Below are 25,283 nucleotides of genomic sequence, written 5' to 3'. Positions count from 1 at the left end.
GAGGACGACATAATGCCCGAACCGGGCGTCATTCATCAGTAGTCATTCATGCCGCTTCATGTCCATCACTAAACTGCAACGCCGCCAACCGCGCATACAACGCATTACTGGCGATAAGCTCCTGATGCGTGCCCACCGCTACCAGCTTCCCCTGATCCATCACTGCGATGCGATCGGCGTTTTTCACCGTGGCCAGGCGATGGGCTATCACCAGGGTGGTGCGGTTTTTCATCAGGCTTGGCAGCGCCTGCTGGATCAGGTGTTCGCTCTGGGCATCGAGGGCGCTGGTGGCTTCGTCCAGGAGCAGGATCGGCGCGTCCACCAGCAACGCGCGGGCGATGGCCAGGCGTTGGCGCTGGCCACCGGACAAGCCGAGACCGCCGTCCCCCAGATGAGTCTGGTAACCGTTGGGCATGGCTTCGATAAAGTCATGGGCGTAAGCGATTTTTGCCGCCTCCTGCACCTCGGCCAAGGTCGCCTGTGGATTGCCGTAGCGAATGTTTTCTTCAATGCTGCCGAAAAACAGCGCCGGGGTTTGCGACACCAGGGCGAAACAGCGGCGCAGGTCCAGCGGGTCGAGTTGAGTCAATGGCACGCCATCGAGCAGGATGCGCCCTTCGGCCGGGTCGTAAAATCGCAGCAGCAAGTCATACACCGTGGATTTACCGGCCCCTGATGGCCCGACCAGCGCCAGCGTCTCACCAGCATTGACGGTCAGGCTCAAGCCGTCGACAGCATAGCTTTGCGGCCGCGACGGGTAGGAAAAACGCACATTGTGCAGTTGCAACTGGCCTTCGACACGCTCGGGCAGTTTCACCGCGCCCGCCACTGGCGCCAGGATGATGTTTTCTGAGCGCAGCAACTCGGCAATCCGCTCGGCCGCGCCGGCTGCCCGCTGCAACTCGCCAATCACTTCGCTCAAGGTACCGAACGCGCTGCCGACGATCAGGCTGTAGAACACGAACGCCGCCAGCTCGCCGGCGGAAATCCGCCCGGCGATGACGTCCATGCCGCCGACCCAGAGCATCACCCCGACCGCGCCCAATACCAGCACGATCACCAGGGTAATCAGCCAGGCCCGCTGGAAGATGCGCTTGCGTGCGGTGTTGAACGCCTCTTCCACGGTCACGGCAAACCGGCGCTCGTCCTGGGCCTGATGGTTGTAGGCCTGCACGGTCTTGATCTGGCCCAGGGTTTCGGACACATAGCTGCCGATATCGGCAATCCGGTCCTGGCTCAGGCGTGAGAGGTTACGCACCCGGCGCCCGAAGATCAGGATCGGCGCGATCACCAGGGGCAAGGCAACCACCACGATGCTGGTGAGCTTGGGGTTGGTGATGAACAACAGGATGATCCCGCCGATCACCATCAACAGATTGCGCAGGAACAACGACAGCGAAGAGCCGATGACCGATTGCAGCAGCGTGGTGTCGGCGGTCAGGCGGGACTGGATTTCCGAGCTGCGATTGTCTTCGTAAAACCCCGGATGCAGGTAAATCAGGTGATTGAACACGTTGCGGCGGATGTCGGCGACGCAGCGCTCGCCGATCCACGACACCAGGTAAAACCGTGCAAAGGTTCCGATCGCCAACCCCGCCACCAGCACCATGAACAGACCGATGGACTGATTGAGCAGGTGCGGTGACTGGGTCATGAACCCCTTGTCCACCAGCAGGCGGATGCCCTGCCCCATGGACAAGGTGATGCCGGCGGTGGCGATCAACGCCAGCAAGGCGCCAATGGCCTGCCAGCGATACGGCGCAATGAAACGGCTGGCCAGGCGAATGGCACGGCGGTGACGGGCAGAGAGCATCGTAATTATCCTGGACAAGGCAGTCATTAGGGTCAGCCTATACCGCTCAATGGGGTGGCTCGCTGCAAATCACAATGAGTCCGGTTGATTATGTCCACCAACACTAGAGGCTAGACGCTATTGGTCTAAAGTTCGGGTAGCCAGGCGAAGGCATTTCTGCTGGACTGGTTCTGTCCCCCCGGAAAGATCGCAGGGAGTTGTCATAGCCCGGTCACCTGGCGGTTCTACAGTGAGCTAACAACCTGATGAGGAGACAGGCCATGTCCTTGCAACACAGCAGCGATGACAAGATTCAAGTGATCCGCACGCAACCAGACCAGTCTCTGGGTTGCTCGATTATTGACGAGCAGGGTCGCGAAGTACCGATCACTGAAGAAATGATCCAGAAAGCTTGCAGCGAACTGGAAAAGCGATTGGTCAAACCTGCCGAACAAAAGTGATATAGCCACCGTCTTCTTGACCCGGCCCATTGTTGGCCGGGTTTTTTATGCCTGCTTATCCAATCCGGGACTGTGGCGCGCCCTTCGCGAGCAAGCCCGCTCCCACAGGGGATCCGGGTCGTACACAACATTTGTATCCAACGCGGCTCCTGTGGGAGCGGGCTTGCCCGCGATAAGGCCAATGCGGTCTTTAAACCAGTGTCGCCCCCAACGCCGCCACAATACGCTGCAACTGCGGCGCATCCCCCTCGATCCGCACCTGCAACCCGTCGATCTCGCGGCGCGACGGGTATTGCTTGCGCAACACATCGAATGCCGCACGCTGCTCGCTGACACTGCCGACAAGACTGCGACGGAAATCGGCATCGTCACGACGCGGGTCATACACGCCACGGCACAGCATCGCCAACGCCCAGGCCGGGTCGCTTTGGGCATTGAGGGTCACGTGCGAAAGCCACGGTGCCGGTAGCAAATCGCCCAGGCTGACGCGGGCCGGTTGCCCGAGGAAATCGCAATACGCCTGATAAATCTGCGCGGTGCCCCGCTGCTTGCCGTCGAGGCTGTAACCGGCAATGTGTGGCGTTGCCAGCACGCAGAGCTCGGCCAGCGCCACGTCGACCTCAGGCTCGCCTTCCCAGACATCGAGCACTGCTTGCAGGTCTTCGCGCTCCAGCAGCACATCGCGCAGTGCCGCGTTGTTGACCACCGGCCCGCGACTGGCGTTGATCAGCCAGGTGCCGGACCGGAGCTGATTCAGACGTTGTTCATCGAACAAGTGCCAGGTCGATTGCTGGCCCTGCTTAGTCAATGGCGTGTGCAGGCTGATGACGTCGCACTCATCGATGATCTGCTCGAGGTTGACGTAATCCCCTCCTTGCGCCGCTTGCCGAGGTGGATCGCACACCAGCACTTTCCAGCCCAGGCCTTGCAGGACCTTGACCAGCCGCCCACCCACTTCGCCAGCACCAACCACCCCGTAAGTACGCCGGGTCAGGTCGACGCCTTCGATTTCGGCCAGGGTCAGCAGGCTGCCGAGCACATAGTCGACCACGCCACGGGCATTGCAGCCCGGTGCGCTGGACCAGGTGATGCCGGCCTGTTTGAAGTAATTCAGGTCCAGATGATCGGTGCCGATGGTGCACGTACCGACAAAGCGCACCTTGCTGCCCTCGAGCAGAGCGCGATTGACGTTGGTCACCGAACGCACCAACAGAACATCGGCCTGCTCGACCGTGGCGCGGTCGATGGCACGACCCGGTACCCGGCGGATTTCGCCGAAACCCTCGAAGAAGGCATCGAGCAGGGGGATATTTTCGTCGGCAACAATCAGCATGGCAGGCTCCTTTGGCGGATCGGCAGTTTAGGCGTAGATGCGGGTGGTGGGCCAGCGGGCATTGTTCACTTGTGTCTGAAGCGCAAGTTACTTTGTGGGAGCGGGCTTGCTCGCGAAAGCAGTGTGCCAGGCAACATTAATGGTGACTGACACTCCCCCTTCGCGAGCAAACCCGCTCCCACAGGTTTTGATTACAAATCGGTAACACGGGTCTTTTCCTGACTGCCGCGTCAACGCGTAGAATGCGCGCCTGTGCATCAATACCTTTTGGACGTTTCGCCATTGAATCCTGTAATTGAGAATACCGCCGCCATTGCTCCGGCGCGGACGACCCCCGTTCGCCTGGAGCTAAAAGGCCTGCTCAGCCTGGCCCTGCCGATCATGATCGCGCAACTGGCCACCACGGCCATGGGCTTCGTCGATGCGGTGATGGCCGGCCGCGTCAGCCCACGGGACCTGGCCTCGGTGGCCTTGGGCAATTCGATCTGGATTCCGGTCTACCTGTTGATGTCCGGCGTCCTGCTGGCCACCACCCCCAAGGTCGCGCAACGCTTTGGCGCCGGGCAACTTGACGAAATCGGCCCGCTGGTACGCCAGGCGCTGTGGCTGGCACTGTGTGTCGGGTTGATCGGCAGTGGCCTGCTGCTCGGCGCCGAGCCAATCCTGCACTGGATGAAAGTCGATCCGCAATTGATCGAGCCGAGCATGGGGTACCTGCACGGGATCGCCTTCGGCTTGCCGGGCATGGCGTTTTATTACGTGCTGCGCTGCTACAGCGATGGCATGGGCCGTACCCGCCCGAGCATGGTCATCGGCTTGTGCGGGCTACTGCTGAACATCCCGTTGAACTACACGTTGATCTATGGCCATTTCGGCGCACCGGCCCTGGGCGGCGTCGGGTGCGGCTGGGCCAGCGGCATTGTGATGTGGTTCATGGCGTTGAGCATGGCCGGCTGGACCTTCTGGGCCCCCTTCTATGCCCGCACCCGTGTGCTGGTACGCTTCGACCGCCCGAAATGGGCCGTGATCAAGCGTCTGGTCAGCATTGGCCTGCCGATCGGTATCGCCGTGTTCGCCGAGTCCAGCATCTTCGCGGTCATTGCCCTGTTGATCGGCAGTCTTGGCTCCACCGTGGTGGCCGGGCATCAAATCGCCCTGAATATCAGCTCGTTGCTGTTCATGATTCCTTATTCGCTGGGCATGGCGGTGACCGTGCGCGTCGGCCAGGCACTGGGAGCCGGTAATCCCTGGCAGGCGCGCTTCGCGGCGAAGGTCGGGCTCGGCGCGGCACTGGTGTTCGCGGCGTTCTCGGCGGCCCTGATCCTGCTCCTGCGCGAACCTATCGCGTCGATCTACACGCCTGACAAGGCCGTGATCCAGATTGCGTCGATGTTGATTGTGTACGCCGCGCTGTACCAGTTTTCCGATGCCATCCAGGTGATCTGCGCGGGTGCGCTGCGTGGATACCAGGACACCCGGGTGACGATGATCCTGACCTTGTTCGCCTATTGGGGCATCGGCCTGCCGGTCGGCTACGTGCTGGGACTGACCGACTTGTTCGGTCCGGCCAGCGGCCCGAGCGGGCTGTGGGAAGGTTTGATTGCCGGTTTGAGCTGTGCGGCGCTGATGCTGTCGATCCGCCTGACGCTCAGTGCGCGCCGACGGATTCGTAACAGCCGCTCGGCGGGTTGATTGCACAAACAAAAAGACCTGCTTTTGCAGGTCTTTTTTTGGCTACCGTTAAACAGACTTCTTGCGAATCCAGTAGAGGTAGGTGCCCTCATCTTCGTGCTGCGCCACCAGTTCATGGTCGAGAAACACGCAGAACTTGGGAATGTCGCGACGGGTCGAGGGGTCAGTGGCGATTACTTTGAGCAGGCCGCCGGGCACCAGGTCACGGATGTGCTGGTGCAGCATCATCACCGGCTCGGGGCAGTTGAGGCCGGTGGCGTCGAGGGTGCCGTCTACCGGCGTATCAAGCATTTCACTCATGATTCACTCCTGAAACTGGCCGGCATTGTCGCGCATTGCCGGGTGTAACGTCATCTATGGCATAACGCCGTACCCTGTGGGAGCGAGCTTGCTCGCGATGGCGTCAGGTCAGTCAACATTGATTTCAACTGACCCACCGCTATCGCGAGCAAGCTCGCTCCCACAGGGACTTGCGTGATCAGCGGGTTTTCGGCTTCTTCACATCCAGCCGGCGCAAATGGCAGGTCACTTCCTCGCGGTCGTGGTACAGCTGCTTGCAGCCGATCTCCACCTTGATGCCCCGGGCCTTGAAGCCATCGGCAATGCGCTCGAGCAAGCGCTTCACTTCGGCATAGCGCTGTTTCATCGGCAGCTTGAGGTTGACCACCGCCTCGCGGCAGTGGCCGTCGCCGATCCACTCTTCCAGCATCGCAGCGTTGCGCGCCGGCTTCTCGACGATGTCGCAGACCATCCAGTCCACCGGTTGCTTGGGCTTGAAGGTGAAACCGTCAGCCATCAAGTGCTGCACCAGACCGGTGTCCATCAGGCTTTCGGCCATCGGGCCGTTGTCGATGGCGGTCACCAGCATGCCGCGGTTGACCAGTTGCCAGGTCCAGCCACCGGGGGCGGCACCCAGGTCAACGCCGGTCATGTCGCCATGCAGGCGTTCGTCCCACTGGTCACGCGGGATGAAGTGGTGCCAGGCCTCTTCCAGCTTCAGCGTCGAGCGGCTCGGGGCCTCGCGGGGGAACTTCAAACGGGGAATGCCCATCGGCCACATCGCCGAGTTGTTCGACTCCGCCAGGCCCATGAACACTTCGCGGCCGCTCTTGAACGTCAACAGCAAACGCGGTTTGTGGGCATCTTCCACCAGCTTGCCGGCCGCCATCAGTGCCTTGCGCAGATGCACTTCGAATTTCTTGCAGAAGTTCGACAGTTCCTTGCCGTCGTTGGTGTCGACCATTTCCAGCCACAGGCTGCCGCACAGAGGAAAGTCCGCCATATGCGCAAGGATCACACTGATGCGGTCGGTTTCCGGCAGATCGATGAAGATCCCCCGAGCCCACTGGCGCGGAAAGATCAGCTCGGCGAAACGCTGCCCGCGCATCAGGCGCTCGGCGCCGTCTTCTTCGGTGCAGACAAACTCGGCGCAGGCAGTTGCCGCCTTGGCCTTGGCATATCCGGCCACGTTCAAGCGCGCGGCGAGGTCGGAAATCTCGGAACAGACTTCGCCTTCGAAGCCCGGCCGGCAATGCATAAAGAGGGTGTTCATTCTTACTCCTGGGCAATGGCGAGGAATTTCGGCCACTGCGCGATGCCCAGGCTTGCGTTGAAGCAAAGCCTGTCACGAAAACCCGCGCATGATAGCCGACTTCGGAACCCCGGACTCAGCGATAGAGTCCAGTTATTAGCCTTAAGCAGCAAAGAGGACTAGGTTTAGTCCTCTGCCCGTCCCCTCTGTCCGTAGCCGTGCGGACTCAAAGGAGTGATCGCAATGCCGTCCCTCGATAGCCTGAATACGCTCAAGACCCTGCAAGTCGGCAACAAGACCTACCACTACTTCAGCCTGCCCGATGCCGCCAAAAGCCTGGGCGACCTGGACAAGCTGCCGATGTCGTTGAAAGTCCTGCTGGAAAACCTGCTGCGCTGGGAGGACGAAAAAACCGTCACCGGCGCCGACCTCAAGGCACTGGCCGCGTGGCTCAAGGAGCGTCGCTCCGACCGCGAAATCCAGTACCGCCCGGCGCGGGTGCTGATGCAGGACTTCACCGGTGTACCGGCGGTGGTCGACCTGGCCGCCATGCGTGCGGCGATGGCCAAGGCCGGCGGCAATCCGCAGCGGATCAACCCGCTGTCGCCGGTGGACCTGGTGATCGACCACTCGGTGATGGTCGACAAGTTCGCCAGCAGCAGCGCCTTCGAGCAGAACGTCGACATTGAAATGCAACGCAATGGCGAACGTTATGCGTTCCTGCGCTGGGGCCAGAGTGCCTTCGACAATTTCAGCGTAGTGCCGCCGGGCACCGGGATCTGCCACCAGGTGAATCTTGAATACCTCGCCCGCACCGTCTGGACCAAGGACGAGGACGGCCGCACCTATGCCTTCCCCGACACCCTGGTGGGCACCGATTCCCACACCACCATGATCAACGGCCTCGGCGTGCTTGGCTGGGGCGTCGGCGGTATCGAGGCGGAAGCGGCGATGCTCGGGCAACCCGTATCGATGCTGATTCCCGAAGTCATCGGTTTCAAACTCACCGGCAGACTCAAGGAAGGCATCACCGCCACCGACCTGGTGCTGACTGTGACCCAGATGCTGCGCAAGAAAGGCGTGGTGGGCAAATTCGTCGAATTCTACGGCGATGGCCTTGCCGACCTGCCCCTGGCCGACCGCGCGACCATCGCCAACATGGCCCCGGAATACGGCGCCACCTGCGGTTTCTTCCCGGTGGACGACATTACGCTGGAATACCTTCGCCTGTCCGGCCGGCCCCTGGAATCGGTGCAACTGGTGGAGGCCTACAGCAAGGCCCAGGGCCTGTGGCGCCTGCCCGGCCAGGAACCCGCCTTCACCGACAGCCTGGCGCTGGACATGGCCAGCGTTGAAGCCAGCCTCGCCGGACCAAAACGTCCACAGGACCGGGTGTCGCTGCCCAACGTCGCGCAAGCATTCAGCGACTTCACCGACCTGCAATTCAAGCCCACCAGCAAGGAAGAAGGCCGCCTGGAAAGCGAAGGCGGTGGCGGTGTTGCCGTCGGCAATGCCGATATGGCCGGCGAAGCGGATTACGACTACGAAGGCCAGACCTATCGCCTGAAAAACGGCGCCGTAGTCATCGCCGCGATCACCTCCTGCACCAACACCTCCAACCCCAGCGTGATGATGGCGGCCGGGCTGGTGGCGAAGAAGGCTGTGGAAAAAGGCCTGAAACGCAAACCCTGGGTGAAGAGCTCGCTGGCCCCCGGCTCGAAAGTGGTGACCGACTACTATAAGGCGGCCGGCCTGACCCAATACCTCGATGAATTGGGCTTTGCCCTGGTCGGCTATGGCTGCACCACCTGCATCGGCAACTCCGGGCCGCTGTCGGAGCCCATCGAGAAAGCCATCCAGCAAGCCGACCTCACCGTGGCCTCCGTACTCTCGGGCAATCGCAACTTCGAAGGCCGGGTGCATCCGCTGGTGAAAACCAACTGGCTGGCCTCCCCGCCGCTGGTGGTCGCCTACGCGCTGGCCGGCACGGTGCGCACCGACCTCACCCGCGAGCCGCTAGGCGATGACAAGGATGGCAACCCGGTTTACCTGCGGGACATCTGGCCAAGCAGCAAGGAAATTGCCGACGCCGTGAATCAGGTGAGCACTGCCATGTTCCACAAGGAATACGCCGAAGTGTTTGCCGGTGACGCACAATGGCAGGCGATCAAGGTTCCGCAGGCGGCGACCTATGTCTGGCAGGACGACTCGACCTACATCCAGCATCCGCCGTTCTTCGACGACATCGGCGGCCCGCCGCCCGTGGTCAAGGATGTCAGCGGCGCCAGGATCCTCGCACTGCTGGGCGACTCGGTGACCACCGACCACATCTCCCCGGCTGGCAACATCAAGGTCGACAGCCCGGCAGGGCAATACCTGCGCGACAAAGGCGTGGAACCGCGAGACTTCAACTCCTATGGCTCGCGGCGTGGCAACCATGAAGTGATGATGCGCGGCACCTTCGCCAATATCCGCATACGCAACGAAATGCTCGGCGGCGAGGAAGGCGGCAACACCCGCTACATTCCCACCGGCGAAAAAATGTCGATCTACGACGCCGCCATGCGCTATCAGGCTTCAGGTACACCACTGGTGGTGATCGCCGGCCAGGAATACGGCACCGGCTCGAGTCGCGACTGGGCCGCCAAGGGCACCAACCTGCTAGGGGTGAAAACGGTCGTCGCCGAAAGCTTCGAACGAATTCACCGCTCCAACCTGGTGGGCATGGGCGTGCTGCCATTGCAGTTCAAGCTGGATCAGAACCGCAAGAGCCTGAACCTGGGTGGCAGCGAGACCCTGGACATCCTCGGCTTGACCGGCGTCGAGCTGACGCCACGGATGAACCTGACGCTGGTCATCACCCGCGAAGACGGCAGCAGCGAGAAGATCGAGGTGTTGTGCCGCATCGATACGCTCAATGAGGTGGAGTACTTCAAGTCCGGAGGGATTCTGCATTACGTGTTGCGGCAGTTGATCGCTTCGTAACGGACGACCGACACAAACACCGCCTTCGGGCGGTGTTTGTATTTGGACTGCGCTTATAATCGCAGCCCTCAGGACACCCCCCATCTGTGGCGAGGGAGCTTGCTCCCGCTCGACTGCGAAGCAGTCGCCAGCCCTGCAGATGCATTTCATCTGGCACACCGGGTTGATTGTTATTGGGGCCGCTTCGCAGCCCAGCGGGAGCAAGCTCCCTCGCCACAAAAGCTATTCATCTCTAAGGACTTCAAATGATTGCCCTGCCATGGACGTTTCTGGCCCTGCTTTCCTTCGGCTACGGCCTGGCGCTGACCTACGGCCATCTCGGCTGGCTCTCGGCAATTTCGGTGTTCCTGTTGCTGGTCGCAGGTGTCGCCGTCCGCCAACGCGACATCCCTTTTGCCCGCTACCTCGGCCACGGCCTGTTCATCGTCCTGGCCCTGGCATTGGCGACGCATTGGCTACCCGGCTTCTATAACGGTCGCGTTATCGATCCCCAGCGTTTTACCGACGATGCCGTGTCATTCGCCATGCACCTGAACCTGGACAAACCGCTGATCGGCTTCTGGCTGTTACTGGTTTGTCCGTGGATTGTCGGTCGCCGTTCACTTCGGTTGTCGCTGTATGCCACCGCCCTGGCCCTGACCTTGAGCGCCATGCTGGCATTGGGCGGTGCGCTCTTGTTGGGGGTCATCGCCTGGTCGCCGAAATGGCCGGATCAAGCCTGGCTGTGGTTGGTGAACAATCTGCTGCTAGTGACGCTGGTCGAAGAAGCGCTGTTCCGTGGCTACATTCAGGGCGGCCTGAGCCGACACCTCAAAGACCGGCCCTACGGTGAACTTCTCGCCCTGCTGCTGGCGTCATTGGTCTTCGGCCTGGCCCATATCGGCGCAGGATGGCAGTGGGTATTGCTGGCAACGCTGGCCGGGGTCGGCTATGGCCTGGCCTACCGGTTCGGCGGGCTGGGCGCCGCCATTGCCAGTCACTTTGGCTTGAACCTGCTGCATTTCGGCCTGTTCACCTATCCGATGCTCGCCGGCTGACGCAAGGGTCATTTTGCGACGCATCGCTGATTATCGAAAAATAAGCTCAACAATCCGCCGGCTTCGCCGATACAGCACTTGAAAGCCTTGCGGATTAAAAAAGCCATGCGTAACAACCAGCCAATTACACAACGCGAGCGGACCTTCCCGGCTCAGCAACGGTTGATTTCCACCACCGATGCCAAGGGCATGATCACCTACTGTAACGACGCTTTCGTCGAGATCAGCGGGTTTTCCCGAGAGGAACTGATCCGTGCACCGCACAATCTGGTCCGTCACCCCGACGTCCCGGCCGCGGTGTTCGCCCACATGTGGGACACGCTGAAACAAGGCTTGCCATGGATGGGCATTGTCAAGAATCGCTGCAAGACCGGTGATCATTACTGGGTGAACGCCTATGTGACACCGGTTTTCGAAGGCAAACAGGTGATCGGTTACGAGTCGGTACGGGTCAAGCCCACCGCCGAACAGATCCGCCGCGCCGAAGCGCTCTACCAACGCATCAACCAGGGCAAGTCGGCCATTCCCTCCTCGGATAAATGGCTGCCGATCCTGCAGGACTGGCTGCCGTTCATCCTGGTCAGCCAATTGAGCTTCATGATCGGTGCATCGCTGAACTCCCATTGGGGGTTTGCCCTGGCTGCCGGTCTTTCGGTGCCGCTGGGCCTGATGGGCCTCCAGTGGCAACAGCGAGGCCTCAAGCGTTTGCTGCGCCTGGCCGAGCAAACCACCTCCGATCCGTTGATCGCACAGATGTACACCGACAGTCGCGGCGCCCAGGCGCGCCTGGAAATGTCCATCCTGAGCCAGGAAGCACGCCTGAAAACCTGCCTGACGCGTCTGCAGGACACGGCCGAACACCTGACCGATCAGGCCAGACAGTCCGACGCCCTGGCGCACAACAGCTCCAGCGGCCTGGAACGTCAACGGGTCGAAACCGAACAGGTGGCCACCGCGGTCAACCAGATGGCCGCCACCACCCAGGAAGTCGCCAGCCACGTGCAACGCACCGCCGACGCCACCCAGGAAGCCAATCGCCTGACCGGTCGCGGTCGTGACATCGCCGGGGAAACCCGCGAAGCCATCCAGCGCCTGTCGGTGGTGGTCGGTGAAACCGGCGTGACCGTGACCCAACTGGCCAAGGACAGCAACGAAATCGGCGGCGTGGTCGATGTGATCAAAGGCATCGCCGACCAGACCAACCTGCTGGCGCTGAACGCCGCCATCGAAGCGGCCCGTGCCGGCGAGATGGGTCGTGGTTTTGCGGTGGTGGCCGACGAAGTCCGTCAACTGGCGCAACGCACCAGCGAGTCCACCGGGCAGATTCATGCGCTGATCGCCAAGCTCCAGCAAACCGCCAGCACGGCCGTGCAAACCATGGAGGCCGGGCACCGTCAAGCTGAAGAAGGCGTGGCGCGGGTACTGGAAGCGGACCAGGCACTGGTGGGGATCAGTGAAGCGGTGGCCAACATCACCGACATGACCACCCAGATCGCCGCCGCGACCGAAGAGCAAAGCGCCGTGGCCGAAGAGATCAGCCGCAACATCAGCAACATTTCGCAACTGGCAGACCAGACCTCGGAACAGGCACAGAACTCGGCGTTGTTGAGTGAAGAGCTGACCAAGACTGCCAATACACAGTATTCGTTGGTGGAGCGGTTTAACCGCTGATTGCTGCTGGAATGATAAAAACCCGGACAGTGAACACTTCCGGGTTTTTTATTGCCAGTCTGAAATGTATATCGCCTGGACAGGCCTCTTCGCGAGCAAGCCCGCTCCCACAGTGATATTTGGTGTGGCTTGAATTTATGTACAGTGCAAAACCCTGTGGGAGCGGGCTTGCTCGCGAAGAGGCCATTTGCAACACCACATCTTTCACTGAAGGAATGAAACCACCTTCCCCGCCGCAGCCGCCAAATGCTGCTCATGGCTAAACCCCGAAGCCTTCAACGGCTTCAAGTCATGATCCCCCGCCACCAGCCAGAACACCTCGATACCCGGTGATAGCGCGTACCCCTCGACCGCCTCCCGATTGCCCAGCGCATCGCGTTCACCTTGCACGATCAAGGTTCGCGTCTTCAGTCCGGCCAAATGCTCAACCCGCGGCTTCTCCGGTTTACCCACGGCATAAAACGGATACCCCAGGCACACCAGCGCATCCGCGCCCAACTCATCAGCCAGCAAACTGGCCATGCGACCGCCCATGGACTTGCCGCCGATGGCCAGCGGCCCAGTGACATGACGTCGCACCTGGGCATACACCCCGCGCCAGCACTCCAGCAGTTTCGGCGCCGGGTTCGGCGGGCGTTTGCCGCCATCGAGGCGCCGCTGCGCCATATAGGGAAACTCGAAGCGCAACACGTTGAGGCCTTGCGCGGCGAGGCGTGCAGCCATGTCGCTCATCCAGTCGCTGTCCATCGGTGCGCCGGCGCCATGGGCGAGGATCAGCGTCGCGGCAGCCTTGCCAGCGGCGGCGTTCCACAACCATCCATGATCCCGCACGCACTGCGCCCATTGATCCCCGTCAATACCGGCATTGTGCCCTTTGTCCATGCTTGCCTCGCTTTTAGTCTGCCTATAACTCCGGCCGAAGGGTGCGCTGCCTTGCGCGAGTGCGCTCACTTCGGCTGAACCGTGGATGGGGAACCATGAACACTTCTATCAGTACCGCCTACAACTACAAGGTGGTCCGCCAATTCGCCATTATGACGGTGGTGTGGGGCATCGTCGGCATGGGGCTCGGGGTTTTTCTCGCTGCCCAGTTGGTCTGGCCCGAACTCAACTTCAATTTGCCGTGGACCAGCTTCGGCCGCTTGCGCCCGCTGCACACCAACGCGGTGATCTTCGCCTTCGGCGGCTGCGCACTGTTCGCCAGTTCGTTTTATTCAGTACAACGTACCTGCCAGACCCGGCTGTTCGCACCGAAAATCGCCGCGTTCTGTTTCTGGGGCTGGCAGTTGGTGATTCTGTTGGCGGCCATCAGCCTGCCGCTGGGCTACACCAGTTCCAAGGAATACGCCGAACTGGAATGGCCGATCGACATCCTGATCACCATTGTCTGGGTCGCCTACGCCATCGTGTTCTTCGGCACGATCATGCAGCGCAAGACCAAGCACATCTATGTCGGTAACTGGTTCTTCGGTGCGTTCATCATCACCGTGGCGATCCTGCACATCGTCAACAACATGGAATTGCCGGTCAGCTTCACCAAGTCCTACTCGCTGTACTCCGGTGCCACCGACGCGATGGTGCAATGGTGGTACGGGCACAACGCCGTAGGCTTTTTCCTCACCGCCGGTTTCCTCGGGATGATGTACTACTTCGTGCCGAAACAGGCCGAGCGTCCGGTGTACTCCTATCGCCTGTCGATCGTGCACTTCTGGGCGCTGATTACCCTGTACATCTGGGCAGGCCCCCACCACTTGCACTACACCGCGCTGCCGGACTGGGCGCAGTCGCTGGGCATGGTGATGTCGCTGATCCTGCTGGCGCCGAGCTGGGGCGGGATGATCAACGGCATGATGACCCTGTCGGGCGCCTGGCATAAGTTGCGCAGCGACCCGGTCCTGCGCTTCCTCGTGGTGTCGCTGGCGTTCTACGGCATGTCGACCTTCGAAGGGCCGATGATGGCGATCAAGACGGTCAACGCCCTCTCCCACTACACCGACTGGACCATCGGCCACGTACACGCGGGTGCCTTGGGCTGGGTGGCGATGATCTCCATCGGCGCGCTGTACCACATGATCCCGAAAGTCTTCGGCCGCGAGCAGATGCACAGCATCGGCCTGATCAACGCGCACTTCTGGCTCGCCACCATCGGCACCGTGCTCTACATCGCCTCGATGTGGGTCAACGGCATCGCCCAGGGCCTGATGTGGCGTGCGGTGAACGAAGACGGCACGCTGACCTACTCCTTCGTCGAAACCCTGGTGGCCAGCCACCCAGGCTTCGTCGTGCGGTTGGTGGGCGGCGCGATCTTCCTCAGCGGCATGTTCCTGATGGCCTACAACACCTGGCGCACCGTGCGGGCCTCGCAGCCTGCCGAAGTCGCCGCTGCCGCGCAGATGGCCTGAGGAGTCCGCCATGAAACACGAAACTATCGAGAAAAACGTCGGCCTGTTGCTGCTGCTGATGATCCTGGCGGTGAGCATCGGCGGCCTGACCCAGATCGTCCCGCTGTTCTTCCAGGACGTGACCAACAAACCGGTGGAAGGCATGAAGCCCTACACCGCACTGCAACTGGAAGGTCGCGACATCTACATCCGCGAAGGCTGCGTCGGCTGCCACTCACAGATGATCCGGCCGTTCCGCGCCGAGACCGAACGCTACGGTCACTACTCGGTGGCCGGTGAAAGCGTGTGGGATCACCCCTTCCTGTGGGGCTCTAAACGCACCGGACCGGACCTGGCGCGGGTCGGCGCGCGCTACTCGGATGACTGGCACCGCGCGCACTTGTACAACCCGCGCAATGTCGTGCCGGAGTCAAAGATGCCGGCCTACCCGTGGCTGGTGGCCAACCAGCTCGACAGCAGTCATACCGAAACCAAGATCAAGGCCATGCGCACCCTGGGCGTGCCGTACACCGACGAGGACATTACCGGCGCCGTCGCTTCCCTCAAGGGCAAGAGCGAGATGGATGCACTGGTCGCCTACCTGCAAGTGCTCGGCACTGCCATCAAGAGCAAGAGGTGAGCAATGTTTGAATTGAGCACTGGAATGATCCGCGGCCTCGGCACCGTCGTGGTGTTCGTGGCCTTCGTCGGCCTGACGTTGTGGGTATTCAACGGCAAGCGCGGCCCGGCATTCGCCGAAGCGCGCCTGCTGCCCTTCGCCGACGAGCCACAACCCGACATCACTGAAGAATCAGCAACAAGGAGTACCCGGCCATGACCACCTTCTGGAGTACGTGGATCTGCGTACTGACCATCGGCAGCCTGATCGGCCTGACCTGGTTGCTGCTCAGCACCCGCAAGGGCGAAACCAAGGGCAGTGTCGACCAGACCATGGGCCACAGCTTCGACGGCATCGAGGAGTACGACAACCCGCTGCCGCAATGGTGGTTCATGCTGTTCGTTGGCACCCTGGTGTTTGCCGTCGGCTACCTGATCCTTTATCCCGGCCTGGGCAACTGGAAAGGCATCCTCCCCGGCTACGAAAACGGCTGGACCGGGGTGCATGAATGGGAAAAGGAAATGGCCAAGGCTGACACGAAGTTCGGACCGATTTTCGCCAAATTCGCGGCGATGCCCGTGGAAGAAGTGGCCAAGGACCCGCAGGCACTGAAAATGGGCGGCCGCCTGTTTGCCTCCAACTGTTCGGTGTGCCACGGCTCGGACGCCAAGGGTGCATTCGGCTTCCCCAACCTGGCCGACAGCGACTGGCGCTGGGGCGCCAGCGCAGAAACCATCAAGACCACCATCATGGGTGGCCGGATGGCGATGATGCCGGCCTGGGGTGAAGTCCTGGGTGAGGAAGGTGTGAAAAACGTCGCCGCTTATGTGCGCCATGATCTGGCCGGCCTGCCGCTGCCCGCCGACAGCAAAGTCGACCTGCAAGCCGGACAGCAAGCCTTCAGCACCACCTGCGTCGCCTGCCATGGCGCAAACGGCCAGGGCACTGAAGCCATGGGCGCGCCGAACCTGACGCACCCGGCCGGCTTCATTTACGGTACAAGCCTGACGCAGCTTGAGCAGACGATTCGGCATGGTCGCCAGGGCCATATGCCGGCGCAGAACGAACTGCTGGGCAATGACAAGGTGCAATTGCTGGCCGCGTATGTGTACAGCCTGTCCCACGGTTTGAATACCGAGCGCCTGCAGGCTGAAGACAACCGCAAATAAATCCCGACCGCTCTGCTGCCGCATTCTCCCGGATGCGGCAGTTCCCTGCCCCTTTGCGACCCATTGTCGCACCCTCCCGCAGACTTTCTTTCGGATCACCGGATTCGGGTCTAAGCTTCCCCCGATGCGGACTGGCCGGTGCCGGTTCCAGGTCGACCCTGAACGATGTGTTCGACGAATCTGCCCGATGAACAGGCCGCAAAGGCTGGTAGATACCGGCTGTCGCGCCAGTTGCCTCCGGTCAGCCAAACGTTGCGTTTGAACACACCCCGTTACATCCGACCTGACCCCCTCGCCTGATCAGTCCGCCGGGACGTTTTGCCCGCGGGCAAATTTGTCCTTACGCGGCGCATGGAAAGGCCGCAGAATCAGCTTTTGAAAGCATTGACCCAGGTCATGGCGCGTTGCAATGACCCCTTGCTTTCTCCATACTTGCGGCCGATTTTTAATCCTAATAAAACACCCAAACCGTGGAACCTTAGAATGAGCACAGCAATCAGTCCGACTGCTTATAACTATAAGGTAGTCCGCCAGTTCGCCATCATGACGGTGGTCTGGGGGATCCTTGGCATGGGGCTCGGTGTCTTCATTGCCTCGCAACTGGTCTGGCCGGAGTTGAACTTCGGTCTGGCATGGACGAGCTTTGGACGCCTGCGCCCGCTGCACACCAACCTGGTGATTTTCGCCTTCGGTGGATGTGCACTGTTTGCCACTTCTTATTACGTCGTGCAGCGAACCTGCCAAACGCGACTGATTTCCGACAGCCTCGCCGCCTTCACCTTCTGGGGATGGCAAGCGGTGATCGTCGGCGCGATCATTACCTTGCCGATGGGTTTCACTACCACCAAGGAATACGCGGAACTGGAATGGCCCCTGGCTATTCTGCTGGCCATTGTCTGGGTCACCTACGGCCTGGTGTTCTTCGGCACCATCGTCAAGCGCAAGACCAAGCACATTTATGTGGGTAACTGGTTCTACGGCGCGTTCATCGTCGTGACCGCGATGCTGCACATCGTCAACCACATGTCGCTGCCGGTCAGCCTGTTCAAGTCCTACTCGGCCTACTCGGGTGCGACGGACGCGATGATCCAGTGGTGGTACGGCCACAACGCCGTGGGTTTCTTCCTGACCACCGGCTTCCTGGGCATGATGTACTACTTCGTGCCGAAACAGGCCGAACGCCCGATCTACTCCTATCGCCTGTCGATCGTGCACTTCTGGGCGCTGATCACCCTGTACATCTGGGCAGGTCCGCACCACCTGCACTACACCGCACTGCCGGACTGGGCTCAGTCCCTGGGCATGGCGATGTCGATCATCCTGCTGGCGCCAAGCTGGGGCGGCATGATCAACGGCATGATGACCCTGTCGGGCGCCTGGCATAAGCTGCGCACCGACCCGATCCTGCGCTTCCTGGTCGTCTCCCTGGCGTTCTACGGCATGTCGACCTTCGAAGGGCCGATGATGGCGATCAAGACCGTGAACTCCCTGTCGCACTACACCGACTGGACCATCGGCCACGTACACGCCGGCGCGTTGGGCTGGGTTGCAATGATCTCAATCGGCGCGGTCTACCACATGATCCCGAAACTGTTCGGTCGTGCGCAGATGCACAGCACCGGCCTGATCAACACCCACTTCTGGCTCGCGACCATCGGTACCGTGCTCTACATCGCTTCGATGTGGGTCAACGGCATCACCCAGGGCCTGATGTGGCGTGCAATCAACGATGACGGCACCCTCACCTACTCGTTCGTCGAAGCGCTGCAAGCCAGCCACCCGGGCTTCATCGTCCGTGCCCTGGGCGGTGCGTTCTTCGCCACCGGCATGTTGTTCATGGCCTACAACGTATTCCGTACCGTACGCGCCTCGAACCCGGCTGAAGCCAAAGCCGCCGAACAGATTGCCGTAGTTGGAGCTCACTGATGAAGCATGAAGCAGTCGAGAAGAATATTGGCCTGCTGGCCTTCTTCATGGTCATCGCCGTCAGCATCGGCGGCCTGACCCAGATCGTTCCGCTGTTTTTCCAGGATGTCACCAACAAGCCGGTCGAGGGCATGAAGCCCCGCACCGCCCTTGAACTGGAAGGCCGGGACGTTTATATCGCCAACGGTTGTGTCGGCTGCCACTCGCAGATGATCCGTCCGTTCCGTGCTGAAACCGAACGCTACGGCCACTACTCGGTCGCCGGTGAAAGCGTCTGGGACCACCCGTTCCTGTGGGGTTCCAAGCGGACCGGTCCGGACCTGGCCCGTGTCGGCGGTCGTTACTCCGATGACTGGCAGCGTGCGCACCTGTACAACCCGCGCAACGTAGTGCCCGAGTCGAAAATGCCGGCCTACCCGTTCCTCGTGGAAAACAAGCTCGACGGCAAAGACACCGCCAAGAAAATGGAAGTCTTGCGCACGCTCGGCGTCCCTTACACCGACGAAGACATCGCCGGCGCCAAGGATGCTGTGAAGGGCAAAACCGAAATGGACGCGCTGGTGGCCTATCTGCAGGGCCTGGGCACCATCATCAAAAGCAAACGGTGATCTGGATGGATATCGGGATGATTCGTGGCCTGGGCACCGTTGTCGTGATGGTGGCCTTCATCGGACTGGCACTGTGGGTGTTCAGTCCCAAGCGCAAGTCGGAGTTTGAAGACGCTACCTTGCTGCCTTTCGCGGATGATCCCGAAGCCATCAAGCACGTCGAGCAAGCTTCTAGGAGTAACAAAGAATGACTACATTCTGGAGTCTGTACGTCACAGTCCTCAGTCTCGGCACCATCTTCGCCCTGACCTGGCTGCTGCTGTCCACCCGCAAGGGTCAGCGCGCCGAGCAAACCGACGAGACGGTTGGTCACTCCTTCGACGGGATCGAGGAGTACGACAACCCGTTGCCGAAATGGTGGTTCATGCTGTTCGTGGGCACCATCATCTTCGCCCTCGGCTACCTGGTGCTGTACCCGGGCCTGGGCAACTGGAAAGGCCTGCTGCCGGGTTACAACTACCTCGATAACGAGAAGCAGACCGCGTTCGCCAACGGCCAGACCGGCTGGACCGGCGTTCACGAGTGGGAAAAGGAAATGGCCAGGTCGGACGCCAAGTTCGGTCCGATCTTCGCCAAGTTCGCGGCCATGCCAATCGAAGAAGTGGCCAAGGACCCGCAAGCCCTGAAGATGGGTGGCCGCCTGTTCGCCTCCAACTGCTCGGTTTGCCACGGTTCCGACGCCAAGGGCGCCTATGGCTTCCCGAACCTGACCGACGCCGACTGGCGCTGGGGCGGCGAGCCGGAAACCATCAAGACCACCATCATGGGCGGCCGTCACGCGGTGATGCCTGCGTGGGCTGAAGTGATTGGCGAGCAAGGCGTGGCCGACGTGGCCGCGTTTGTCCTGACCAACCTCGATGGCCGCAAGCTTCCGGACGGCGCCAAGGCCGACCCGGTTGCCGGGCAGAAACTGTTCGCTACCAACTGCGTGGCGTGCCACGGTCCGGAAGGCAAAGGCACCCCGGCGATGGGCGCACCTAACCTGACTCACCCGGCAGCGTTCATCTACGGTTCGAGCTTCGCTCAACTGCAGCAGACCATCCGTTACGGCCGTCAGGGCCAGATGCCTGCGCAAGAGCAGCTGCAAGGTAACGACAAGGTTCACCTGCTGGCCGCTTACGTCTACAGCCTGTCTCACGGCGAGAAGGCAGCGGACGCCGAGTAAGGCAAACGCTTGAAGCAACAAAAAAGGGCCCCGCCAATGTGAATTGGCGGGGCCCTTTTGTTTGTTCGGCAGTGTCCAATGGTTTCGACCAATGGTAATGCCCGGCACCTACTTCGAGGTTGTCGATCGCCGCACACAGTAGTAACGCTTCTACCCGTGGACCGAATGACCGGCGACATGCGCAAAACCGTCCATAATTCTCAAGTCAATTGATTCAAGTCATTACACCATCAAATGATTTTGCCAAACGTGACCAAAGGTCGCACCCGCAGGCTAGAGCGAGAGGCGTATCATTGCGCCACTGCAACACTCCTTTTTGACCGCGGTCGGCACGTACTGACCGAGGCATTTTTCCACTGCCGTGGGATGCAATGATGAGCAACCAGATTCCGGTACACGACGTCACTCCACCCACAAAGAATGCGAACAATAGCGTCGACCTCTACGCCTCCAGGGAAAAAATCTACACCCGCGCCTTCACCGGCCTGTTTCGCAACCTGCGGATGACCGGCGGAGCCCTGTTGTTCCTGCTGTATTTCGGCACTGTATGGCTGGACTGGGGCGGTCACCAGGCCGTGTGGTGGAACCTGCCGGAGCGCAAGTTCTTCATTTTCGGCGCCACCTTCTGGCCCCAGGACTTCATTCTGCTGTCCGGCATGTTGATCATCGCCGCCTTCGGCCTGTTCTTCATCACCGTGTACGCCGGACGGGTCTGGTGCGGTTATACCTGCCCGCAAAGCGTCTGGACCTGGATCTTCATGTGGTGCGAAAAAGTCACCGAAGGTGACCGCAACCAACGCATCAAGCTCGACAAGGCGCCCATGAGCGCCAACAAGCTCCTGCGCAAACTCAGCAAGCACACCATGTGGCTGTTGATCGGTTTCGTCACCGGCATGACCTTCGTCGGCTACTTCTCGCCGATCCGCGAACTGGTGTTCGAATTCTTCACCGGCCAGGCGGATGGCTGGTCGTACTTCTGGGTCGGGTTCTTCACTCTCGCCACTTACGGCAACGCCGGCTGGTTGCGCGAACAGGTGTGCATCTACATGTGCCCGTACGCACGCTTCCAGAGCGTGATGTTCGACAAGGACACCCTGATCGTTTCCTACGACCCGCGCCGTGGCGAAGGCCGTGGCCCGCGTAAAAAAGGCATCGACTACAAGGCCCAGGGCCTGGGTGACTGCATCGATTGCACCATGTGCGTCCAGGTCTGCCCGACGGGTATCGATATCCGCGACGGCCTGCAAATCGAATGCATCGGTTGCGCCGCCTGCATCGATGCCTGCGACGCCATCATGGACAAGATGGATTACCCGCGCGGGCTGATCAGCTACACCACCGAGCACAACCTGTCCGGGCAGAAAACCCATAAACTGCGTCCGCGCCTGATTGGCTATGCCATTGTGCTGCTGGCGATGATCAGCTTGCTGGTGACGGCATTCTTCATGCGTGCGCTGGTGGGCTTCGATGTCAGCAAGGACCGCGTGCTGTACCGCGAGAACGCCGAAGGGCGGATCGAAAACGTCTACAGCCTGAAAATCATGAACAAGGACCAGCGCGACCATACCTACCTGCTCGAAGCCTCCGGCCTGCCGGATCTCAAATTGCAGGGTCGACGCGAGATCAAGGTCGCGGCCGGCGAGATCGTCAGCCAGCCTGCCGAACTGTCCGTCGCACCGGAAAAACTGCCGTCGAGCACCAACGAGGTGAAATTCATCCTCAAGGACGCCGATGACGACAGCGTCCGCATTGAAGCCAAGAGCCGGTTCATCGGCCCACAGAATCGTTGAGAGAACTGAACATGCCCGCAGCAACTGCCGCAAGTCCCTGGTACAAGCACCTCTGGCCGTGGATCATCATCGGGATCCTGGCCTGCTCGGTGACCCTGACCTTGTCCATGGTGACCATCGCGGTGAAGAACCCGGACAACCTGGTCAACGACAACTACTACGAGGCCGGCAAAGGCATCAACCGCTCCCTCGACCGCGAGCTGCTGGCCCAGACCCTGAAAATGCGCGCCAGCGTTCATCTCGACGGCATGACCGGCGAGGTTGACCTGCGCCTGAGCGGCGACAGTCAGCCCGGCACCCTGGAGCTGAACCTGATCTCGCCGACCCAGCCGGAAAAGGATCGCAAGATCACCCTGACCCGCAGCGAAACCGAACAGGGCCGCTACATCGGCCAGTTGGGCGACAAGGTCGAAGGCCGGCGTTTTGTCGAATTGCTCGGCACCCAGGACGAGCACATCTGGCGCATGTTCGAAGAAGAAATGGTCAGCCATGACAAGGACCTGCTGCTGGGTGACGAACCGCTGCAAGGTGCCGAAGACCTGTAGGAACTGCCGAAGGCTCGGGCCGCGTTCGGACGATCTTTTGATCTTGCATTTTAATCAATCCAGAAAGATCGCAGCCTCGTTTCACTCGTCAGCTCCTACGGAATATTTGATGACTACCCCAACCCCCTGCTACCACTGCGCGCTCCCCGTCCCGGCCGGCAGCCGCTTCACCGCTGCGGTCCTGGGGCAAACCCGCGAATTCTGCTGCCCGGGTTGCCAGGCCGTGGCCGAGGCCATTGTTGCCGGCGGCCTGGAAAGCTATTACCAGCACCGCAGCGAAGCTTCGGCCAACCCCGAAGCGTTGCCGGTGCAACTGGTGGACGAACTGGCGCTGTACGACCGTGCCGATGTCCAGCAACCCTTCGTTCGCCACGACGGTGAACTCGCCGAAACCACACTATTGATGGAAGGCATCAGTTGCGCGGCTTGCGGCTGGCTGATCGAAAAACACCTGCGCACCTTGCCGGCGGTGGACGAAGCGCGCCTGAACCTGTCCAACCATCGCCTGCACGTGCGCTGGGCCGACGGGCAATTGCCGCTGAGCCAGATCCTCAGCGAGCTGCGCCACATCGGTTACGCCGCACACCCGTATCAGGCCGACCAAGCCTGCGAACAACTGGCCAGCGAAAACCGCCTGGCCCTGCGCCAGCTCGGCGTGGCCGGGTTGCTGTGGTTCCAGGCGATGATGGCAACCATGGCCACTTGGCCTGAATTCAACATCGACCTCAGCCCGGAACTGCACACTATCCTGCGTTGGGTCGCGCTGTTCCTCACCACCCCGATTGTGTTCTACAGCTGCGCGCCGTTCTTCAAAGGCGCCATGCGCGATCTGCGCACCCGTCACCTGACCATGGACGTTTCGGTGTCGCTGGCCATCGGCAGCGCCTACATTGCCGGGATCTGGACCTCGATCACCGGGGTCGGCGAACTGTATTTCGATGCCGTCGGCATGTTTGCCCTGTTCCTGCTGGCCGGGCGTTATCTGGAACGCCGCGCCCGCGAACGCACCGCCGCCGCCACCGCACAGCTTGTTAATCTGCTGCCCGCCTCGTGCCTGCGATTGACAGCCGATGGCCAGAGCGAACGCATTCTGCTCAGTGAATTGCGTATTGGCGATCAGGTGCTGGTTCATCCGGGCGCCATTCTCCCGGCTGACGGCAAGATCCTCGACGGCCAGTCGAGTGTCGACGAGTCGCTGCTGACCGGCGAATACCTGCCGCAACCCCGTACCCTGGGCGACGCGGTCACCGCTGGCACAATGAACGTCGAAGGCGCACTGACCGTCGAGGTCCAGGCCCTGGGCCAGGACACTCGCCTCTCGGCCATCGTTCGCCTGCTCGATCGTGCCCAGGCCGAAAAGCCGCGCCTGGCGGAAATCGCCGACCGCGCCGCGCAATGGTTCCTGCTGTTGTCGCTGATCGCAGCTGCCGCGATTGGCCTGTTGTGGTGGCAACTGGACCCATCGCGGGCCTTCTGGATCGTGCTGGCGATGCTCGTGGCGACCTGCCCGTGCGCCTTGTCGCTGGCCACGCCGACCGCCCTCACCGCTGCCACCGGCACACTGCACAAACTCGGTCTGTTGCTGACCCGTGGTCATGTGCTGGAAGGCCTGAACCAGATCGACACAGTGATTTTCGACAAGACCGGCACCCTCACCGAAGGTCGCCTGGCGTTACGCTCGATCCGCCCCCTCGGAGCGCTCGACAGCGATCAATGCCTGGGCCTCGCCGCCGCCCTGGAAAACCGCTCCGAGCACCCGATTGCCCGCGCTTTCGGTCGTGCGCCGATGGCTGCCGAAGAAGTCCACGGCACACCGGGCCTTGGCCTGGAGGGGCTGGTTGACGGGCGCCGCCTGCGCATCGGCCAACCGCGTTTCGTCTGCGAACTCAGCGGTGCAGTGGTGCCGTCGATGCCCGAAGAAGCCGGCCAATGGCTGCTGCTTGGCGACAGCCAGGGACCGCTGGCCTGGCTGGTCCTCGATGATCGCTTGCGGGCCGATGCGCCCGCGCTGTTGGCCGCGTGCAAGGCGCGGGGCTGGCGCACGCTGTTGTTGTCCGGCGACAGCTCGCCGATGGTCGCCAGCGTGGCCGCGGAACTCGGTATCGATGAAGCCCGTGGCGGCTTGCGTCCGGACGATAAACTGCAGGTCCTGCAACAACTGCACAAGGAAGGTCGCAAGGTGTTGATGCTCGGGGACGGGGTCAATGACGTGCCGGTGCTGGCGGCTGCGGATATCAGCGTCGCCATGGGCTCGGCCACCGACCTGGCGAAAACCAGTGCCGATGCCGTGTTGCTGTCCAACCGCCTCGACGCGCTGGTACAAGCCTTCAGCCTGGCGCGGCGCACCCGTCGGGTCATTATCGAGAACCTGTTGTGGGCCGGGCTGTACAATGGCCTCATGTTGCCCTTCGCCGCCCTCGGCTGGATCACGCCGGTATGGGCGGCGGTGGGCATGTCGATCAGTTCGTTGACCGTGGTGTTGAACGCGCTGCGCCTGACTCGCATGCCGAGCGCGCCCGCCGCCAGCACCACGCCAGAAACCCGCCCGCTGCCGGCCTGAGCCGCGCGGGCATGGAGT

At 61.4% G+C, this 25,283-nt stretch carries 21 protein-coding genes; 16 read left to right on the top strand and 5 right to left on the bottom strand.

Going from position 1 to position 25,283, the window contains the following annotated elements:
• Nucleotides 1–46: 46 nt before the first annotated feature.
• Nucleotides 47–1,813: an ABC transporter transmembrane domain-containing protein gene (locus ACMDB8_RS08595; RefSeq protein WP_056721988.1), complete on the bottom strand. Its 1,767-nt coding sequence runs from the start codon at nt 1,811–1,813 to the stop codon at nt 47–49.
• 260 nt (nt 1,814–2,073) lie between these two features.
• Here ACMDB8_RS08595 and ACMDB8_RS08590 point away from each other — a divergent pair, with 260 nt between their 5' ends.
• Complete coding sequence (locus ACMDB8_RS08590) at nt 2,074–2,253, top strand: PA1571 family protein (RefSeq protein ID WP_046041374.1); 180 nt, start codon at nt 2,074–2,076, stop codon at nt 2,251–2,253.
• 190 nt (nt 2,254–2,443) lie between these two features.
• On the opposite strand, the gene pdxB is transcribed toward ACMDB8_RS08590, so the two are convergent.
• Nucleotides 2,444–3,586: a 4-phosphoerythronate dehydrogenase PdxB gene (gene pdxB, locus ACMDB8_RS08585; RefSeq protein WP_056721986.1), complete on the bottom strand. Its 1,143-nt coding sequence runs from the start codon at nt 3,584–3,586 to the stop codon at nt 2,444–2,446.
• 282 nt (nt 3,587–3,868) lie between these two features.
• Between pdxB and ACMDB8_RS08580 the strand changes: the two genes are divergently transcribed.
• A complete protein-coding gene (locus ACMDB8_RS08580) occupies nt 3,869–5,278 on the top strand; it encodes an MATE family efflux transporter (RefSeq protein ID WP_056722306.1) in 1,410 nt (469 codons plus the stop codon).
• Nucleotides 5,279–5,326: 48 nt separating this feature from the next.
• On the opposite strand, the gene tusA is transcribed toward ACMDB8_RS08580, so the two are convergent.
• Nucleotides 5,327–5,578 carry a sulfurtransferase TusA gene (tusA, locus tag ACMDB8_RS08575; RefSeq protein WP_056721984.1) on the bottom strand — a complete coding sequence of 84 codons (252 nt, stop codon included), beginning with the start codon at nt 5,576–5,578 and terminating at the stop codon, nt 5,327–5,329.
• 178 nt (nt 5,579–5,756) lie between these two features.
• Nucleotides 5,757–6,830 carry a 23S rRNA (cytidine(2498)-2'-O)-methyltransferase RlmM gene (rlmM, locus tag ACMDB8_RS08570; RefSeq protein WP_056721982.1) on the bottom strand — a complete coding sequence of 358 codons (1,074 nt, stop codon included), beginning with the start codon at nt 6,828–6,830 and terminating at the stop codon, nt 5,757–5,759.
• Between the two features lie 222 nt (nt 6,831–7,052).
• Between rlmM and acnA the strand changes: the two genes are divergently transcribed.
• The 3 genes from acnA to ACMDB8_RS08555 all read left to right on the top strand — a co-directional run bounded on the left by acnA (nt 7,053) and on the right by ACMDB8_RS08555 (nt 12,502).
• Nucleotides 7,053–9,794 carry an aconitate hydratase AcnA gene (acnA, locus tag ACMDB8_RS08565; protein WP_409078446.1) on the top strand — a complete coding sequence of 914 codons (2,742 nt, stop codon included), beginning with the start codon at nt 7,053–7,055 and terminating at the stop codon, nt 9,792–9,794.
• A 245-nt stretch (nt 9,795–10,039) separates the two neighbouring features.
• Nucleotides 10,040–10,831, top strand: coding sequence for a CPBP family intramembrane glutamic endopeptidase (locus ACMDB8_RS08560; RefSeq protein WP_409078447.1), 792 nt, complete (start codon nt 10,040–10,042; stop codon nt 10,829–10,831).
• A gap of 105 nt (nt 10,832–10,936) precedes the next feature.
• Nucleotides 10,937–12,502 (top strand): methyl-accepting chemotaxis protein, encoded by a 1,566-nt coding sequence (locus ACMDB8_RS08555; RefSeq protein WP_056721976.1) that lies wholly within the window; start codon nt 10,937–10,939, stop codon nt 12,500–12,502.
• 204 nt (nt 12,503–12,706) lie between these two features.
• Here ACMDB8_RS08555 and ACMDB8_RS08550 read toward each other — a convergent pair whose 3' ends face one another.
• On the bottom strand, nt 12,707–13,384 hold the full coding sequence (locus tag ACMDB8_RS08550) for an alpha/beta family hydrolase (RefSeq protein ID WP_223542344.1): 678 nt from the start codon (nt 13,382–13,384) through the stop codon (nt 12,707–12,709).
• A gap of 95 nt (nt 13,385–13,479) precedes the next feature.
• Between ACMDB8_RS08550 and ccoN (ACMDB8_RS08545) the strand changes: the two genes are divergently transcribed.
• From ccoN (ACMDB8_RS08545) to ACMDB8_RS08495, 11 genes are all read left to right on the top strand, one after another.
• The gene (ccoN, locus tag ACMDB8_RS08545; protein ID WP_056721973.1) at nt 13,480–14,904 is read left to right on the top strand and encodes a cytochrome-c oxidase, cbb3-type subunit I; all 1,425 of its coding nucleotides are present in this window, start codon (nt 13,480–13,482) and stop codon (nt 14,902–14,904) included.
• 10 nt (nt 14,905–14,914) lie between these two features.
• Nucleotides 14,915–15,523, top strand: coding sequence for a cytochrome-c oxidase, cbb3-type subunit II (gene ccoO / locus ACMDB8_RS08540; RefSeq protein ID WP_008020035.1), 609 nt, complete (start codon nt 14,915–14,917; stop codon nt 15,521–15,523).
• Nucleotides 15,524–15,526: 3 nt separating this feature from the next.
• Nucleotides 15,527–15,721 carry a cbb3-type cytochrome oxidase subunit 3 gene (locus tag ACMDB8_RS08535; RefSeq protein ID WP_056721971.1) on the top strand — a complete coding sequence of 65 codons (195 nt, stop codon included), beginning with the start codon at nt 15,527–15,529 and terminating at the stop codon, nt 15,719–15,721.
• Nucleotides 15,718–16,671: a cytochrome-c oxidase, cbb3-type subunit III gene (ccoP, locus tag ACMDB8_RS08530; protein ID WP_056721969.1), complete on the top strand. Its 954-nt coding sequence runs from the start codon at nt 15,718–15,720 to the stop codon at nt 16,669–16,671. The genes ACMDB8_RS08535 and ccoP (ACMDB8_RS08530) overlap by 4 nt, the downstream gene beginning before the upstream one ends.
• A gap of 483 nt (nt 16,672–17,154) precedes the next feature.
• Nucleotides 17,155–18,597: a cytochrome-c oxidase, cbb3-type subunit I gene (gene ccoN / locus ACMDB8_RS08525; RefSeq protein WP_056721968.1), complete on the top strand. Its 1,443-nt coding sequence runs from the start codon at nt 17,155–17,157 to the stop codon at nt 18,595–18,597.
• Nucleotides 18,597–19,205: a cytochrome-c oxidase, cbb3-type subunit II gene (gene ccoO, locus ACMDB8_RS08520; protein ID WP_009042961.1), complete on the top strand. Its 609-nt coding sequence runs from the start codon at nt 18,597–18,599 to the stop codon at nt 19,203–19,205. Before ccoN (ACMDB8_RS08525) ends, ccoO (ACMDB8_RS08520) begins: the two co-directional genes overlap by 1 nt.
• Nucleotides 19,206–19,210: 5 nt before the next feature.
• A complete protein-coding gene (locus ACMDB8_RS08515) occupies nt 19,211–19,396 on the top strand; it encodes a CcoQ/FixQ family Cbb3-type cytochrome c oxidase assembly chaperone (RefSeq protein ID WP_003175465.1) in 186 nt (61 codons plus the stop codon).
• Nucleotides 19,393–20,370: a cytochrome-c oxidase, cbb3-type subunit III gene (ccoP, locus tag ACMDB8_RS08510; RefSeq protein WP_409078448.1), complete on the top strand. Its 978-nt coding sequence runs from the start codon at nt 19,393–19,395 to the stop codon at nt 20,368–20,370. The genes ACMDB8_RS08515 and ccoP (ACMDB8_RS08510) overlap by 4 nt, the downstream gene beginning before the upstream one ends.
• Before the next feature lie 374 nt (nt 20,371–20,744).
• Entirely contained in the window at nt 20,745–22,160 is a 1,416-nt protein-coding gene (gene ccoG / locus ACMDB8_RS08505) for a cytochrome c oxidase accessory protein CcoG (RefSeq protein WP_056721965.1), read from the top strand.
• An 11-nt stretch (nt 22,161–22,171) separates the two neighbouring features.
• Entirely contained in the window at nt 22,172–22,705 is a 534-nt protein-coding gene (locus ACMDB8_RS08500) for a FixH family protein (RefSeq protein WP_056721963.1), read from the top strand.
• A 109-nt stretch (nt 22,706–22,814) separates the two neighbouring features.
• Complete coding sequence (locus ACMDB8_RS08495; RefSeq protein ID WP_056721960.1) at nt 22,815–25,265, top strand: heavy metal translocating P-type ATPase; 2,451 nt, start codon at nt 22,815–22,817, stop codon at nt 25,263–25,265.
• Nucleotides 25,266–25,283: the final 18 nt, after the last annotated feature.

Origin of the sequence: Pseudomonas monachiensis, assembly GCF_047345015.1 — a bacterium.
Lineage (GTDB): Bacteria > Pseudomonadota > Gammaproteobacteria > Pseudomonadales > Pseudomonadaceae > Aquipseudomonas > Aquipseudomonas monachiensis.
Note: the sequence above shows the minus strand (reverse complement) of the source record. Positions and strands in the feature narration are given on the sequence as shown.

Excerpts from the sequence above, each read along its gene's own strand:
- ACMDB8_RS08595 (WP_056721988.1), bottom strand. The coding sequence starts at position 1,813 with ATGCTCTCTGCCCGTCACCGCCGTGCCATTCGCCTGGCCAGCCGTTTC.
- ACMDB8_RS08590 (WP_046041374.1), top strand. The coding sequence starts at position 2,074 with ATGTCCTTGCAACACAGCAGCGATGACAAGATTCAAGTGATCCGCACG.
- pdxB (WP_056721986.1), bottom strand. The coding sequence starts at position 3,586 with ATGCTGATTGTTGCCGACGAAAATATCCCCCTGCTCGATGCCTTCTTC.
- tusA (WP_056721984.1), bottom strand. The coding sequence starts at position 5,578 with ATGAGTGAAATGCTTGATACGCCGGTAGACGGCACCCTCGACGCCACC.
- rlmM (WP_056721982.1), bottom strand. The coding sequence starts at position 6,830 with ATGAACACCCTCTTTATGCATTGCCGGCCGGGCTTCGAAGGCGAAGTC.
- acnA (WP_409078446.1), top strand. The coding sequence starts at position 7,053 with ATGCCGTCCCTCGATAGCCTGAATACGCTCAAGACCCTGCAAGTCGGC.
- ACMDB8_RS08560 (WP_409078447.1), top strand. The coding sequence starts at position 10,040 with ATGATTGCCCTGCCATGGACGTTTCTGGCCCTGCTTTCCTTCGGCTAC.
- ACMDB8_RS08555 (WP_056721976.1), top strand. The coding sequence starts at position 10,937 with ATGCGTAACAACCAGCCAATTACACAACGCGAGCGGACCTTCCCGGCT.
- ACMDB8_RS08550 (WP_223542344.1), bottom strand. The coding sequence starts at position 13,384 with ATGGACAAAGGGCACAATGCCGGTATTGACGGGGATCAATGGGCGCAG.
- ccoN (WP_056721973.1), top strand. The coding sequence starts at position 13,480 with ATGAACACTTCTATCAGTACCGCCTACAACTACAAGGTGGTCCGCCAA.
- ccoO (WP_008020035.1), top strand. The coding sequence starts at position 14,915 with ATGAAACACGAAACTATCGAGAAAAACGTCGGCCTGTTGCTGCTGCTG.
- ACMDB8_RS08535 (WP_056721971.1), top strand. The coding sequence starts at position 15,527 with ATGTTTGAATTGAGCACTGGAATGATCCGCGGCCTCGGCACCGTCGTG.
- ccoP (WP_056721969.1), top strand. The coding sequence starts at position 15,718 with ATGACCACCTTCTGGAGTACGTGGATCTGCGTACTGACCATCGGCAGC.
- ccoN (WP_056721968.1), top strand. The coding sequence starts at position 17,155 with ATGAGCACAGCAATCAGTCCGACTGCTTATAACTATAAGGTAGTCCGC.
- ccoO (WP_009042961.1), top strand. The coding sequence starts at position 18,597 with ATGAAGCATGAAGCAGTCGAGAAGAATATTGGCCTGCTGGCCTTCTTC.
- ACMDB8_RS08515 (WP_003175465.1), top strand. The coding sequence starts at position 19,211 with ATGGATATCGGGATGATTCGTGGCCTGGGCACCGTTGTCGTGATGGTG.
- ccoP (WP_409078448.1), top strand. The coding sequence starts at position 19,393 with ATGACTACATTCTGGAGTCTGTACGTCACAGTCCTCAGTCTCGGCACC.
- ccoG (WP_056721965.1), top strand. The coding sequence starts at position 20,745 with ATGAGCAACCAGATTCCGGTACACGACGTCACTCCACCCACAAAGAAT.
- ACMDB8_RS08500 (WP_056721963.1), top strand. The coding sequence starts at position 22,172 with ATGCCCGCAGCAACTGCCGCAAGTCCCTGGTACAAGCACCTCTGGCCG.
- ACMDB8_RS08495 (WP_056721960.1), top strand. The coding sequence starts at position 22,815 with ATGACTACCCCAACCCCCTGCTACCACTGCGCGCTCCCCGTCCCGGCC.